Source organism: Burkholderia sp. 3C (assembly GCF_054589155.1).
Map to the genome: position 1 here is coordinate 49319 of NZ_BAAILN010000136.1, position 13699 is coordinate 63017.

The following is a 13699-nucleotide window of genomic DNA, read 5'->3' on the forward strand; positions in this document are numbered from 1 at the left end:
TCCTGTCCTCAGAACACCGGGTTGTAGCGGCCGAGTTCGACCTGCACCGATTTGATCCGCGTGTAGTGCTCGAGCGTGGTGATGCCGTTCTCGCGGCCGACGCCCGATTGCTTGTAGCCGCCTACCGGCATTTCGGCCGGTGATTCGCCCCAGGTGTTGATCCAGCAGATGCCGGCTTCGAGGCGGTGGATCGCGCGGTGCGCGCGCGCGAGGTTTTCGGTCACGACGCCGGCCGCGAGGCCGTAATCGGTGGCGTTGGCGCGCGCGATCGCTTCGTCCTCCGTAGCGAAATCGAGGATGCTCATCACCGGCCCGAAGATCTCCTCGCGCACGATGCGCATCTCGTCGCGGCAATCGGCGAACACGGTGGGCGCGACGTACTGGCCGCCGCCGAAGTGGTCGTGCACCAGGCGCTCGCCGCCGGCCAGCAGCTTCGCGCCTTCGGCCTTGCCGCTTTCGATGAAGCCGAGCACCTTGTCGAGCTGCGCGGCACTGACGAGCGGGCCGAAGTTGGTGGCCGGATCGGACGGCTTGCCGATGCGAATCCGTGCGACGCGCGTCAGCACGCGTTCGATGAAGGCCTGCTTGATCGAACCATCGACGAACACGCGCGTGCCGTTGGTGCACACCTGTCCGGCGCTGAAGAAGTTGGCGGTGACGGCGATATCGGCGGCGCGGTCGAGATCGGCGTCGGCGAACACCAGCAGCGGCGACTTGCCGCCGAGTTCCATCGTCACTTCCTTCAGCGAGGACGCGCCCGCCAGCGACATGACCTTCTTGCCGGTTTCCACGCCGCCCGTAAACGACACCTTGGCGATGCCCGGATGCGCCGTCAGCATCGCGCCCACCGCGCCGTTGCCCTGCACCACGTTGAACACGCCGGCCGGCACGCCGGCTTCCGTATAGATTTCCGCGAGCTTCAGCGCCGACAGCGGCGTGATCTCGCTCGGCTTGAAGATCATCGCGTTGCCGGCCGCGAGCGCGGGCGCGCTCTTCCAGCAGGCGATCTGGATCGGGTAGTTCCAGGCGCCGATGCCGGCGCACACGCCGAGCGGCTCGCGCCGTGTATACACGAACGATTCCTTGCGCAGCGGGATCTGCACGCCTTCGATGGCGGTGGCGAGGCCGGCGTAATACTCGATCACGTCCGCGCCGGTGACGATGTCCACGGCCAGCGTCTCGGCGATCGGCTTGCCGGTATCGCGCATTTCGAGTTCGGCCAGCGTGTCGTTGCGCTCGCGCAGCAAATCCACCGCGCGGCGCAGGATGCGCGAGCGCTGCATCGCCGTCATGGCGGCCCACACGCGCTGGCCTTCGCGCGCCGATTCCACGGCGCGATCCACGTCGGCCGTGCTGGCCTGCTGCACCGTGGCGAGATGCTCGCCGGTGGCCGGGTCGTAGGTCTCGAAGCTGGCGCCGCCGGTGGCGTCCACGTATGCGCCGCCGATGTAAAGCTTCTGCAGTCCGTAAATCGTCTTGGAAGTCATGACGTTCTCCTAATCGATGGTGACGCCTGCCGCCACGTCGCGAGGCGCGAGCTGCAGGTCGATGTAATCGTTGGCGAGCCGCTGGGCGGTTTTGGTGTCGATCGGGCCGCCGGCCAGCGCGCCGCGCAGCCACAGCCCGTCGATCAAGGCGGCCAGGCCCAGCGCCGCGAGCCGGGCCTGGCCGCGCGGCAGCGCCTTCGCGAATTCGGCGCTCAGGTTCGAATGAAGCCGCCGCGTGTTCACGCGCTGGAGCCGGCCGAGCGCCGGCGCATGCATGCTTTGCGACCAGAACGCGAGCCAGGTCTTCATGACGGGCGCGCTGACCTGCGTGTCGTCGAAGTTGGCGGCCACGATCGCGCGCAACCGGGCGCGCGGCTCGCGGTGCGCCGCGACGCGCCGGCGCGTGGTGGCGAGCCAGAGGTCGCGCAGCACATGGCGCATGGTCGCTTCGAGCAGGCTGTCCTTGTCGCCGAAGTAATGGCTGACGATGCTGGTCGAGATGTTCGCGCGCTGCGCCACCGAGGCGAGCGTGGTGCCGGGCAGGCCGGCCTCGTCGATCGTGCGCAAGGTCGCGTCGATCAACTGCGCGCGCCGCACTTCCCGCATTCCGAGCTTGGGCATGGCGAAGGGCCGGGGGAGGAAAAGAGCGCAGGTTACCGGTTTTTTATTGAACGTTCAATCAACAAAAAACTGCCGAGGCCGACGAAAAACAGGGTCGTGGGCGCGCTCGGGCATGAGATGAAAGAGTTACCGGTGGTTGCGTGTACATCGGTCGGCATTACGTAGCGTTGGCGAATAAAACAAAATGAATGCGGGCCGTAAAACAGTGAATTATGTTTAAAGCGTTTCAAGCTGCCAATTTTTTCGTATTCAAATGGATATTGAATCGGAATATGGGGTGGGATTGGCGGCCTGCGACGCAGAAGCGGCAGGGCGGCGAGCCGAGCGCGCGTTGCGCATGGTCTCGTTGCTGTTCTGCAACAAATCTCATACACCATTGATAACGAAGAGATTTTGTAGTTGGGTCGATCACGATGTGCTGCACCTGACATATTTGACAGGGCGCTATGGTCGGCTATACCACAGAAAATATGACGCAGGCATGAAGGCCGTTTTTCGATGAGGATTTAAGAAACAATTTTTCATGAACCATGCGTGTCGGATAGGCAATTATTCAAGAGGGAAATTAATCCGAATTGGTTGAATTTTTATGGTTTCGCGTATTAGTATTCATACCCATGAAGCAGCTCCGTTCGACAGGTTCAGGCAGTGTTCCTGCCGCATCGATCGGCAATAACGACAGCGTCTGAAGTCATTGTTACGAGGCGCCGGGGGCCACGAGGTTGTCGCATGGAGCCAAATCCGTGTCGCACCGATGGCGGCCGCATCGTCCCAGGGCGCTGCGGGACCCTGGCACAGGGAAGGTAGCCGCCGCGGGTCGTCGTCTCGTGGTCCGGTTACGGGGAGCGTTCGCGGAAGCGGGCGCGTATCGTTTTTGACTGCCGGTCCTTGCCGGAGCACGCCATGCCTATCGAGAAACAGGTCGTCCCACTGCCGAACGGCTTGAAAATCCACGTCGAGCATCATGTCTACGATCCGTCGTTCGAGACGGTCATCCTGATCAACGGCGCGCTCGCGACCACCGCCTCGTTCGGCCAGACGGTGCGTTATCTCGGCGAGCGGCTCAACTCGATCTGTTTCGACCTGCCCTACGCGGGGCAGTCGCGCCAGCACAACCCCGGCCAGTTCGTGCTCACCAAGGACGACGAGGTCGACATCCTGCTGCACTTGAGCGAGCGCTTCCGCCCGTCGTATCTGCTGTCGGTGTCGTGGGGCGGGGTGGCGTCGCTGTTCGCGCTGTCGCGCGGCTGCACGAGCGTGCGCCGCGCGGTGGTGGCCTCGTTCTCGCCGTTCCTCAACGACGCGATGGTCGATTACGTGACGCGCGCGCGCGACCACATCGCGGCCGGCGAGAACCTGCACGCGGCGCAACTGCTGAACGACACCGTCGGCCGCTATCTGCCGCGCATCATGAAGCTCTACAACTACCGCTACCTGACCAAGCTGCCGCGCGACGAGCAGGATCAGGTGGCTTTCCACGTGAACCAGATCCTCGAGATGCGGCCCGAGCAGTATCTCGACGAATTCACGCGGATCGGCTGCGGCGTCAAGTTCATCAATGGCGAACTCGACGAATACACCACGCCGGGCGACGTGCGCCGCCTCGGCAGCTACGTGCGCCGCGCCGAGTTCGAGACGATCCGCAAGGCCGGCCACTTCCTCGATCTCGAAGGGCGCCAGCAGCAGGAACACGTGCGCGACGCGATCCTCGGCTACTTCTGCGAAGAGCGCGGCGCCACCGCTCCGGACGGCTCGTTCGACGCGCTCGCGCCCATGCCGGTGCTGTCGTAATCCACGGCCGGCCCGGCCGCCGCGCCACCGCCGCGCGCAGCCCGGCCGGCTTCCTGAGCGCACCGGAAGCGGTCACGCAGAGGCGGTAACGATGTCGAAGATGATCATCACGGCGATCGGGTCGGCGGGGGATGTGTACCCGCTGCTCGGCGTGGGACGCGCGCTCGCGGACCGCGGGCACCGCGTCGTGTTCTGTACTCACCCGCAGTTCGAGGCGCCCGCGCTGCGCTGCGGTTTCGAGTTCGTGCCGATCGGCACCGCGCAGGAATACGCCGATGCGATGGCGAACCCGGCGCTGTGGGATTCGCGCACGTCGTTTCGCACGCTGTGGGCCGTGATCGCGCCGTCGTTGCGTCCGCACTTTGTAAAGTTGTCCGAATTGATCGACGACGACACGGTGCTGGTCGGCACGCTCTGGGCATTTTCCGCACGGCTGTTGCAGGAACGCGACGGCGTGCGCTACGTATCGGTTCAAGTGTCGCCGTCCACGCTGCTGTCGGCGCATGCGCCGCCCACCCATCAACGCCTGACGATTCCCGGCTGGCTGCCGCTCTGGTTCAAGGCCGGCCTGATGACGCTGATCGAGCGCGGCGTGCTCGACAAGGTGTGCGGGCCGCAACTGAACGCGCTGCGCGCCGAGCTGGGGCTGGCCCCCGCGCGCCGTATCCTCGGTCGCTGGCTGCATTCCACCGACGGCGTGCTGTGCCTGTTTCCCGACTGGTTCGCCGCGCCGCAGCCCGATTGGCCGGCCCAGCACCGGCTGGCCGGTTTTCCGCTGTTCAACGATATCGATGCGCACGCCCCCGATCCCGAACTCGACGCATTTCTCGACGCGGGCGCGCCCCCCGTGGTGTTTACCGCCGGCTCGACTCTTGTCGACGGCGCGGGCTTCGCCGATGCAGTGGGCGAGGCGATGCGCGCGACCGGCGTGCGCGGCGTCCTGATCACGCCTGACACGGCGCGCCGCGACGGCGAGCCCGATGCGTCGCGCCTGATCAAGCGCCGTTACGTGCCGCTGCGCGAGTTGCTGCCGCGCGCCCGCGCGCTGGTGCATCACGGCGGCATCGGCACGGCGTCGCTGGCTTACGAGGCGGGGCTGCCGCAAGTGGTGATGCCGTCCGCGCACGATCAGTTCGACAACGCGCAACGCGTGGCCGACAGCGGCTGCGGCGTGCGGCTCGACGCGCCGGTGGACGGCGCGCAACTGGCCGATGCGCTCGCACGCGTGCTGGGCGACACCGCGATGGTGGAGCGTTGCGCGACCGTGCGGGCCGCGATGGCCGGCGCGGCCGACGGCTGCGTGCTGGCCGCGCGCATCATCGAGGATTGCGCGGCGCCGGCCGCCGGCCGCGCCGCCACCGGGCGCGCCGCGCCGGCCGCCGGGCTGCCGGCATCGCAGGCGTCTCGCGCATGAGCGACACGCAGTACGCAAACCAGGCGAACCCGGCGTCCGACGGCCCCGAAACACCCACGACGCGCAACGACGGCAGCGCGGTTCCCCCCGGCGCGACCGAAGCCGGCGGCACGCCATCCGCCGACGCCGCGCCGCCGATGCGCGGCGCGCGCCTCGCGCTGCTGACGTTCGCGCTGTCGCTCGCCACTTTCATCGAGGTGCTCGATTCGACCGTCACCAACGTGGCGGTGCCGTCGATCTCGGGCAGCCTCGGCGTGTCGAACAGCCAGGGCACCTGGGTCATCAGTTCGTACTCGGTGGCGGCGGCGATCGCCGTGCCGCTGACGGGCTGGCTCGCGAAACGCGTGGGCGAGCGGCGCCTGTTCGTCACCTCGATCGTGCTGTTCACGCTGACCTCCATGCTGTGCGGCCTGGCCAACGACCTGCATGTGCTGGTGGTGTGCCGCGCGTTGCAGGGCTTGTGCTCGGGGCCGATGGTGCCGCTTTCGCAAACCATCCTGATGCGCGCGTTCCCGAAGGACAAGCGCACGCTGGCGCTCGCGCTCTGGGCCATGACGGTGCTGCTTGCGCCGATCCTCGGCCCGGTGGTGGGCGGCTGGATCGTCAGCAATTATTCGTGGCCGTGGATCTTCCTGATCAACCTGCCTATCGGGCTGTTCTCGTTTACCGTCTGCATGACGCTGCTGAAGCCCGCTCGCGAAGGTGGCCAGGCCGGGCCGATCGACGTGGTCGGCATCGCGCTGCTGGTGGTGGGCGTGGGCGCGTTGCAGGCGATGCTCGACCTTGGCCACGATCGCGGCTGGTTCGGCTCGCCGCTGATCTGCACGCTGGCGATCGTGGCGGCGCTGGCGATTGTCTCGCTGCTGATCTGGGAGCGTGGCGAGAGCCACCCGGCGGTGGACCTGAGCCTGTTTCGCGATCGCACGTTTTCGTTCTGCGTCCTGATCATCTCGCTCGGCATGATGGCGTTCTCGGTGGTGGGCGTGGTGTTCCCGCTCTGGTTGCAGACCGTGATGGGCTACAACGCGTTCCATTCGGGGCTGGCCGCCGCGCCGCTCGGCGTTCTCGCGTTCGTGTTCTCGATCCTGGTGGGGCTCTATTCGAGCCGCTTCGACGCGCGCGTGCTGGCCACCTTCGGCTTTCTCGTGTTCGCCTGCGTGCAATGGAACAACGCGCACTTCACGCTGAACATGACGTTTGTGCAGATCATCACGCCGGGGTTGATCCAGGGCATGGGCCTGCCGTGCTTCTTCATTCCGCTGACGGCGGCCACGCTGTCGCGCATTCCCGACGACAAGCTGGCGGCCGCATCGAGCCTGTCGAACTTCCTGCGCACGCTGTCGGCCGCGTTCGGCACCGCGATGAGCGTGACGCTGTGGGAGAACCGCGCGACCTATCACTACGACATCGTTTCGCAGGCCGTAACGAAATCCGACGGCAACACGCAGCGCTATATCGATGCGCTGCACGCCACCGGCGTTACCGGCACGCGCGAACTGTTGTCGATCAGCAACGTGGTGCACAAGCAGGCCTACATGATGGCGACCGGCGACATGTATTTCATGGCGAGCATGACCTGCCTGACGCTGGCCTGCATGATGTGGCTGACGCGCCCGAAGCGCGGCGCGGCCATGACGATCGGACACTGAGGCAGGCACGGCCATGACCGCAACCACCGCGAACGACACGGGGAACACCATGAAACTTGGGGCACTGATCATCCTGTATCACCCGCGCGACGATCAGCTCGCGCGCCTGCGCGAGGTCGCGCGCGATTGCGACGCGCTGGTGGTGGTCGACAACACGCCGGCCGCCAGCCTGGCCGCGCGCCGCGCGGCCGATCAGGATGGCTATGCATTGATCCATCACGGCAACCGCGGCGGCATTGCCGGCGCGTACAACGCCGGGCTGGCCGAACTGTTCGCGCGCGGCGTGGATGCGGTGGCGCTGTTCGATCAGGATTCGACGGTGCCCGCGCCGTTCTTCGCGACGATGCGCGCGGTGTGCGCCGGCTTCGACACGCGCGGCTTCCTGGCCGGCCCGCGCATCTTCGACGAGAACGATCGCCGCTACCTGCCCGAACTCGCCACCGACGGCGTGAGCGTGCGCCGCCTGCCGATGCATGCCGACGCGCCCGTGCAGCGCTGCGGCTTCCTGATCTCGTCGGGCAGCGTGATCTCGCGCGAGGCGTATGCGCGCCTGGGGCGTTTCGACGAATCGCTGTTCATCGATCATGTGGATACCGAATATTGTTTCCGTGCGCTGGCGCGCGACGTGCCGCTGTACGTGGTGCCGCAACTGGTGTTGCCGCACCGCATCGGCAACAAGCGCCGCCACCGGATCGGGCCGCTCGAGATGTCGGCGATGAACCACCCGTCGTATCGTCGCTATTACAGCGCGCGCAACGCGGTGCAGCTCGGCATGCAATACGGCCTGCGGTTTCCGGTGGCGATCGTGCCGAGCCTGCTGACGCTGTGGCAGGTGGTGCAGGTGCTGTTGTGCGAGGACGACAAGGCCGCCAAGCTCAAGGGAATCGCGTTCGGCGTCAGCGACGGCCTGTTCGGCCGCCTCGGGCCGCTCGAACAGTCGCGCCCGGGCTGGGCCGCGCACGCGGGCGAGAGGGTGCGCCACGGATGAGCCGATGCAGCTTGCCGGGGCGCCCGGCACTCGCGGGCGGCGTGCTCGCGGCGGTAGTCGCGCTGGCCGGCTGCGTGCCGTCCGGCTTCCAGACCCAGGTTCAACCGCATGTGCCCGGCGCGAACGCGCTGGCCGGCGTGAGCGGCGACGTGCAGCCGGGCGGTGCGTGGCCCGCGCCCGACTGGGTCAAGCAGCTCGGCGATCCGCAGCTCGACCGGCTGGTGGCCGAGGCCTACGAGAACAACCCGAGCCTGCAGGCGGCCCGGGCTCGGATCGATATCGCGCAGGCGCAGTTGCAGCAGTACGCGTCGACCACGGGGCTGGTCGGCACGGCCGGTGCGTCGCTGAGCAAGGCTCGCGTGCCGCGCAGCGACGGCGTGGCGAACGTGCAGGTGGGCGGCTTCAACGTGCCGGTGGATTTGTTCAGCGATCCGAATATTTCGTCATCCTCGCTCTATGCGGGATTCAATTACCAGATCGACCTGTGGGGGCGCAATGCGGCTGCCACGCGCGGCATGTTGTCGAACCGCGACGCCGCGCGCGTCGATGCCGAACAGGCGCGGCTCACGCTGGCCGTCACGCTCGTCACGCTGTATTGCCAGCTCGATCAGGCCTACGCGCAGCGCGACCTGCTCGAAGAGAAGCGCACTGCCAGCGACCAGATCAACGCGGTGCTGCGCGAGCGCGCCGCGCGCGGCATCGACAACGCTTACGACGCCAGCGATGCCGCGATCAAGCGCAACCGGCTGATCGCGCAGCTCGCGATGGTGGACGAACAGATCACGCTGTCCGAGGTGCAGATCGGCGTGATGACCGGCAAGGGCCCCGAGCGCGGCCTCGCGCTCAAGCGCCCGCATCCGGGCGATCTGGTCGATGCGCCGTTGCCGCCGAAGCTGCCCGTCGATCTGCTCGGCCGCCGGCCCGATATCGTCGCCGCGCGCCTGCGCGTGCAGGGCGCGTTCTCGGCCGTGGACGGCGCGAAGGCCGAGTTCTATCCGAACGTGAACCTGTCGGCGGTGGGCGGCCTGTTCGCGCTGACGCCCGCCGCGCTGCTGCGTGGCCGCGCGTTCGGCGGCTCGATCGGCCCGGCCATCACGCTGCCGATCTTCGATCGTGGCCGCCTGAAGGCCAAGCTGGCCGGCGAGGTCGCCAACGCCGACCTGAGCATCGCGCTCTACAACCAGAGCGTCGACCAGGCGCTCGGGCAGGTCGCGCGGCAGTTGACGCAACTGCGCACCATCGACACCTTGCTTGCCGAGCAGCAGCATTCGGTGGCCGCCGCGCAGAAGATCGTCGACATCGCCGACGAGCGCCACCGCCGCGGCTTCGGCATGGAAAAGGACGTCAACACCGCGCGCCTGACGCTGGTGGACGAGCGCACGCAACTGATCGACCTGCTCGCCAAGCGCCGCGCGCTGCGCATCGGCTTGATCGATGCGCTCGGCGGCGGCTTCGACGTGACGAAGATGGCCGCGCCCGCGATTGCCCACGACGAACTCGCATTCCCTCCCCACGATCGACTGACCGACTCGCATTTCGACTGACCGCATGGACGACAACAACAACGCGCGCCGCGACCCCGCCGGCGCTCCGCACGATGCCGGCCGGCTCGACGCGAAACGCGCCGCGCGCCGGCGCCACTTCGCGCTGTTCTTCTGCCTCGTGTCGATACTCGCCATCGCGGCCGCGATCTACTGGTTCCTGAGCGGGCGCTATTACGAGGAAACCGACGACGCCTACATGTCCGGCAACATCGTGCAGGTGGGCGCGCAGGTGCCGGGCACCGTGATCGACGTGCTGATCAGCGACACGCAGCGCGTGCGCGCCGGGCAGACGCTGGTGCGGCTCGACGATGCCGAGGCCGCCGTTTCGCTGGCGCAGGCCAGGGCGCAGCTCGCGCAGGCGGTGCGGCAGGCCGCCAACGCGGGCGTGTCGAATGCGATGTACGCCGATACGGTGGCCGCGCGCCAGGCCGATCTCGATGTTGCGCGCAGCGCCTACGATGCGCGCGCGCATGCCAGCGTGGAGGTGGTGTCGCCGGAGGAGACGGCGCGCGCCCGCGCGCAGGTGATCGCCGCGCAGGCGCAACTGGCCGCCGCGCAGGCGCAGCTCGAATCGGCGCGCGTGCTTGGCAGCCGTCTTGCCGTGGAGGACAACCCGTCGGTCGTGCAGGCCGCCGCGCAGTTCAAGCTGGCGTGGCGCAACCTGAAGCGCACCACCATCGTCGCGCCGGTGGATGGCACCGTCGGCCAGCGCTCGGTGCAGGTCGGCCAGCAGGTCGGGCCGGGCGTGCCGCTGCTGTCGCTGATCCAGTTGAACGCGTTGTGGATCGAGGCCAACTTCAAGGAAGGGCAGATCCGCAACATGCGCGCGGGGCAGCCCGTCAGCATCGTTTCGGATATCTACGGATCGAAGGTGGTGTATCGCGGGCACGTGGAGGGCTTTTCGGCCGGCACCGGCAGCGCGTTTTCGATGCTGCCGTCGCAGAACGCGGCCGGCAACTGGATCAAGGTCGTGCAGCGTGTGCCGGTGGTGATCTCGATCGATGCGGCCGATCTGGCCGCGCATCCGCTGCGGATCGGGCTGTCGATGCGCGTGACGGTGGATACGCATGAGCGCGGCGGCCATTTGCTCGATAATGAGCAGCCGTTGCCGGGGCAGAGCACGCGGGTGCATGACAGCGTGGCGTCGGAAGCGGACGCGGCAGCGGTGGCGGTGATTCGGGCGAACCAGTAGGGCGCGGTGTTCGGCGCCGTTGCCGCTCGCGCTTGCTTGCCATCGATACGTGCCATCGCGTTTGAACCACGACAACTCATGACCTCAGCCGAAACCTACCTCGCCGCGCTCCGTCAGGCCTTGAACGACGAAGGCAACGCCGCGCTGGCCCATGCGAGCGGCGCGAGCCCATCGCAACTCGACGTGCTCCGCGCCGTGTACCCGCAAGCGCCGGCCACGCTCGTGGAGCTGCTTCGCCGCCTGAACGGCACGTACCACCAGACGTACGGCGATACCCGCATCGGCGTACTGGTGCTCGGCTCCGATGTCGAAAGCTATCCTTACTATCTGCTGTCGGTCGAGCAGATCGTCGAGGAGGCGGCCGGCGCCTTCGGCAGCGAAAGCATTGCCGACATCTACAATCTGGAAGGATTCGCGCCGGGCGAATTGTTCGACTCGCGCATCGATGCCGGCGTGCCGATGGGCCGCCGCCTGTGTTTTTCGCATTGCATGAACAACGGCGGCTCGTCGCGGCTGTATATCGATTTCGATCCCGCGCCGGGCGGCAAGCCCGGCCAGGTGGTTCGCTTCCTGCACGATCCCGACAGCTATGCCGTGCTGGCCGACGACTTCGACCAATATCTACGGCAACTGGCCGCCGACGGGTTTCCGTTCCTGGAGGATCAGGACGAACTCGAACTGCATTGGCAGGCGCCGTCGCGCAAGGGCGACTGAGGCGCGCGCCTCAGCCGCCTTGGTTCTCGATCCACGCCCACAGCGTCGGATCGGCGAAATCGCGAATCGTGTCGTGTGCGCCGGCTTCGCGCAGTTGCGCGTCGGTCAATGCCGTCAGCATGCCGAACGTGTGGATGCCGGCCGAGCTGGCCGAGCGCACGCCGGAGCCCGAATCCTCGAACGCCACCGCATGCGCGGCGTCGCCGCCCACGCGTTCCAGCGCCGTCAGGTAGGGCAGCGGGTGTGGCTTGCCATGTTCGAGTTCGCCGCCGATCACCAGCACTTCGAAACGCGTGTCGAGCCCGAGTGCTGCCAGCATCAGCGTGGCGTTCTCGCGCGGCGCGTTGGTGACTACGGCGCTGCGCGCGCCGGTTCGCTCGATATGGTCGAGCAGGGCCTCGGTGCCGGGCGTGGGCGTGAGCCGCGCGCTCAATTGCGCGCGAAACATCTGTTCCTTGTCGGCCGCCAGCGCCGTGTATTCGTCTACCGGCATCCCCGGAAACAGCCCGCCGAAGATCATCGAATCGGGTGCGCCCATCACGTTCGCCTTGTAATAGGCGAGATCGATGCTGCGCTGCCAGCGTGCGAGCAGGGCGTTGAAGGCATTGAGGTGCAGCGCGTCGGTATCGACGAGCGTGCCGTCGAGATCGAACAGGAAGGTGGGCGTGCTCACTGGGCGGGTTTCCTGGGGCGGGGGATATGCAGCGGCAAGGTAGCAGAGCGGGGTGGGGAAACAAGCTGGCAGAACTAACGGTTTTGGCGGGCGCGCTCAGATGTTGGGATGTCTGCGCGATTTTTCACAACGACGGGCGGTGCCGTGCCTCGTATTGTTGCGGTTTGGGTTGATTCATTCAGCATGTCAAGGCCGGGCCGGTGACTCTTTCGCGATGCAGCATGCGTGGGCGCGCTATGCCACGCGGCCCATGTCGGCATCAAACAACCCCATGTCGCGTTTACTACGCCCCCCGCCCCGCCCCCCGGACTACCCTCTGAAGGCTTGCTGCCCGACCCGTGCGCGGCCGCGCCGGGCGAAGTGCAGCACCAAGCCAGAGAGACAGGAGACGAAGCGATGAGCAGCAATCGAGGAGTCGTGTATCAGGGCCCGGGCAAGGTCGAAGTGCAGAACATCGACTATCCGAAGATGGTCGATCCGAGCGGGCGCAAGATCGGCCACGGCGTGATCCTGAAGGTCGTCAGCACGAACATTTGCGGCTCGGACCAGCACATGGTGCGCGGCCGCACGACGGCGCCGGTCGGCCTCGTGCTCGGCCACGAAATCACGGGCGAAGTGATCGAGCTGGGCGGGGACGTGGAAACGCTGAAGCTCGGCGACATCGTCACGGTGCCGTTCAACGTGGCCTGCGGGCGCTGCCCGATGTGCCGCGAGCAAAGCACGGGCGTGTGCCTGAACGTGAACCCGGCGCGCGCCGGCGGCGCGTACGGCTACGTGGACATGGGCGGCTGGATCGGCGGCCAGGCCGAGTACGTGCTGGTGCCGTACGCCGATTTCAACCTGATCAAGTTCCCGGACCGCGACCAGGCGATGGCGAAGATCCGCGATCTGACCTGCCTGTCCGACATCCTGCCCACTGGCTATCACGGCGCCGTCACGGCCGGCGTGAAGCCCGGCTCGACGGTGTATATCGCGGGCGCCGGCCCGGTGGGGATGGCTGCGGCGGCCTCGGCGCGCCTGCTCGGCGCGGCGGTGACGATCGTCGGCGACATGAACGCCGAGCGCCTCGAACACGCACGCAAGGTGGGCTTCGAAACGGTGGACCTGTCGAAGGACACGCCGCTGGGCGACCAGATCGCGGCGATCGTCGGCCGCCCGGAGATCGACTGCGCGGTGGATTGCGTGGGCTTCGAGGCGCATGGCCACGGTTCGGAAGGCAGCAACGAGGAAGCGCCGGCCACGGTGCTGAATTCGCTGATGGAAATCGTGCGTCCGGCCGGCGCGATCGGCATCCCGGGCCTGTACGTGACGGACGATCCGGGCGCGAAGGACGTGGCCGCCAAGCACGGCAGCCTGAGCATCCGCTTCGGCCTGGGCTGGGCGAAGTCGCACTCGTTCCATACCGGCCAGACGCCGGTGCTCAAGTACAACCGCAACCTGATGCAGGCGATCCTGTTCGACCGCCTGCCGATCGCGGATATCGTCAACGTGACGGTGATCTCGCTCGATCAGGCGCCGGAAGGCTATCGCAAGTTCGACGGGGGTGCGCCGCGCAAGTTCGTGATCGATCCGCACGGTCTGATCCCGGCTTGACGATCGGTTGAGGCCGCCAGGCCCGGAACCCGA

The 13699-nt window shown here is 67.1% G+C and carries 12 protein-coding genes; 9 read left to right on the plus strand and 3 right to left on the minus strand.

The annotated features are described in order from the left end of the window. Positions 1–8: 8 nt before the first annotated feature. Positions 9–1487, minus strand: coding sequence for a betaine-aldehyde dehydrogenase (gene betB, locus ACYP33_RS28275; RefSeq protein WP_459624721.1), 1479 nt, complete (start codon positions 1485–1487; stop codon positions 9–11). Between the two features lie 9 nt (positions 1488–1496). Next, entirely contained in the window at positions 1497–2108 is a 612-nt protein-coding gene (betI, locus tag ACYP33_RS28280; protein WP_459624722.1) for a transcriptional regulator BetI, read from the minus strand. 253 nt (positions 2109–2361) lie between these two features. Between betI and ACYP33_RS28285 the strand changes: the two genes are divergently transcribed. From ACYP33_RS28285 to ACYP33_RS28320, 8 genes are all read left to right on the plus strand, one after another. Continuing rightward, on the plus strand, positions 2362–2610 hold the full coding sequence (locus ACYP33_RS28285; protein WP_459624723.1) for a hypothetical protein: 249 nt from the start codon (positions 2362–2364) through the stop codon (positions 2608–2610). 401 nt (positions 2611–3011) lie between these two features. Continuing rightward, positions 3012–3899 (plus strand): alpha/beta fold hydrolase, encoded by an 888-nt coding sequence (locus ACYP33_RS28290; RefSeq protein WP_414448157.1) that lies wholly within the window; start codon positions 3012–3014, stop codon positions 3897–3899. 91 nt (positions 3900–3990) lie between these two features. Beyond that, positions 3991–5313, plus strand: a complete 1323-nt coding sequence (locus ACYP33_RS28295; protein ID WP_414448156.1) for a glycosyltransferase — start codon at positions 3991–3993, stop codon at positions 5311–5313. Beyond that, on the plus strand, positions 5310–6962 hold the full coding sequence (locus ACYP33_RS28300; protein WP_459624724.1) for a DHA2 family efflux MFS transporter permease subunit: 1653 nt from the start codon (positions 5310–5312) through the stop codon (positions 6960–6962). Before ACYP33_RS28295 ends, ACYP33_RS28300 begins: the two co-directional genes overlap by 4 nt. A gap of 49 nt (positions 6963–7011) precedes the next feature. After that, positions 7012–7950 carry a glycosyltransferase family 2 protein gene (locus ACYP33_RS28305; RefSeq protein ID WP_459624725.1) on the plus strand — a complete coding sequence of 313 codons (939 nt, stop codon included), beginning with the start codon at positions 7012–7014 and terminating at the stop codon, positions 7948–7950. Continuing rightward, positions 7947–9494: an efflux transporter outer membrane subunit gene (locus ACYP33_RS28310; protein ID WP_459624726.1), complete on the plus strand. Its 1548-nt coding sequence runs from the start codon at positions 7947–7949 to the stop codon at positions 9492–9494. The genes ACYP33_RS28305 and ACYP33_RS28310 overlap by 4 nt, the downstream gene beginning before the upstream one ends. A 4-nt stretch (positions 9495–9498) precedes the next feature. Further along, the gene (locus tag ACYP33_RS28315) at positions 9499–10686 is read left to right on the plus strand and encodes an HlyD family secretion protein (RefSeq protein WP_459624727.1); all 1188 of its coding nucleotides are present in this window, start codon (positions 9499–9501) and stop codon (positions 10684–10686) included. Between the two features lie 78 nt (positions 10687–10764). Continuing rightward, positions 10765–11400 carry an SMI1/KNR4 family protein gene (locus ACYP33_RS28320; RefSeq protein WP_459624728.1) on the plus strand — a complete coding sequence of 212 codons (636 nt, stop codon included), beginning with the start codon at positions 10765–10767 and terminating at the stop codon, positions 11398–11400. Positions 11401–11410: 10 nt separating this feature from the next. On the opposite strand, the gene ACYP33_RS28325 is transcribed toward ACYP33_RS28320, so the two are convergent. After that, entirely contained in the window at positions 11411–12073 is a 663-nt protein-coding gene (locus ACYP33_RS28325; protein ID WP_459624729.1) for an HAD family hydrolase, read from the minus strand. A gap of 396 nt (positions 12074–12469) precedes the next feature. On the opposite strand from ACYP33_RS28325, the gene fdhA reads away from it, so the two are divergent. Continuing rightward, positions 12470–13666 carry a formaldehyde dehydrogenase, glutathione-independent gene (gene fdhA / locus ACYP33_RS28330; RefSeq protein ID WP_414441300.1) on the plus strand — a complete coding sequence of 399 codons (1197 nt, stop codon included), beginning with the start codon at positions 12470–12472 and terminating at the stop codon, positions 13664–13666. Positions 13667–13699 lie beyond the last annotated feature (33 nt).

Coding starts and splice junctions, on each gene's coding strand:
- betB (WP_459624721.1), bottom strand. CDS start 1,487: ATGACTTCCAAGACGATTTACGGACTGCAGAAGCTTTACATCGGCGGC.
- betI (WP_459624722.1), bottom strand. CDS start 2,108: ATGCCCAAGCTCGGAATGCGGGAAGTGCGGCGCGCGCAGTTGATCGAC.
- ACYP33_RS28285 (WP_459624723.1), top strand. CDS start 2,362: ATGGATATTGAATCGGAATATGGGGTGGGATTGGCGGCCTGCGACGCA.
- ACYP33_RS28290 (WP_414448157.1), top strand. CDS start 3,012: ATGCCTATCGAGAAACAGGTCGTCCCACTGCCGAACGGCTTGAAAATC.
- ACYP33_RS28295 (WP_414448156.1), top strand. CDS start 3,991: ATGTCGAAGATGATCATCACGGCGATCGGGTCGGCGGGGGATGTGTAC.
- ACYP33_RS28300 (WP_459624724.1), top strand. CDS start 5,310: ATGAGCGACACGCAGTACGCAAACCAGGCGAACCCGGCGTCCGACGGC.
- ACYP33_RS28305 (WP_459624725.1), top strand. CDS start 7,012: ATGAAACTTGGGGCACTGATCATCCTGTATCACCCGCGCGACGATCAG.
- ACYP33_RS28310 (WP_459624726.1), top strand. CDS start 7,947: ATGAGCCGATGCAGCTTGCCGGGGCGCCCGGCACTCGCGGGCGGCGTG.
- ACYP33_RS28315 (WP_459624727.1), top strand. CDS start 9,499: ATGGACGACAACAACAACGCGCGCCGCGACCCCGCCGGCGCTCCGCAC.
- ACYP33_RS28320 (WP_459624728.1), top strand. CDS start 10,765: ATGACCTCAGCCGAAACCTACCTCGCCGCGCTCCGTCAGGCCTTGAAC.
- fdhA (WP_414441300.1), top strand. CDS start 12,470: ATGAGCAGCAATCGAGGAGTCGTGTATCAGGGCCCGGGCAAGGTCGAA.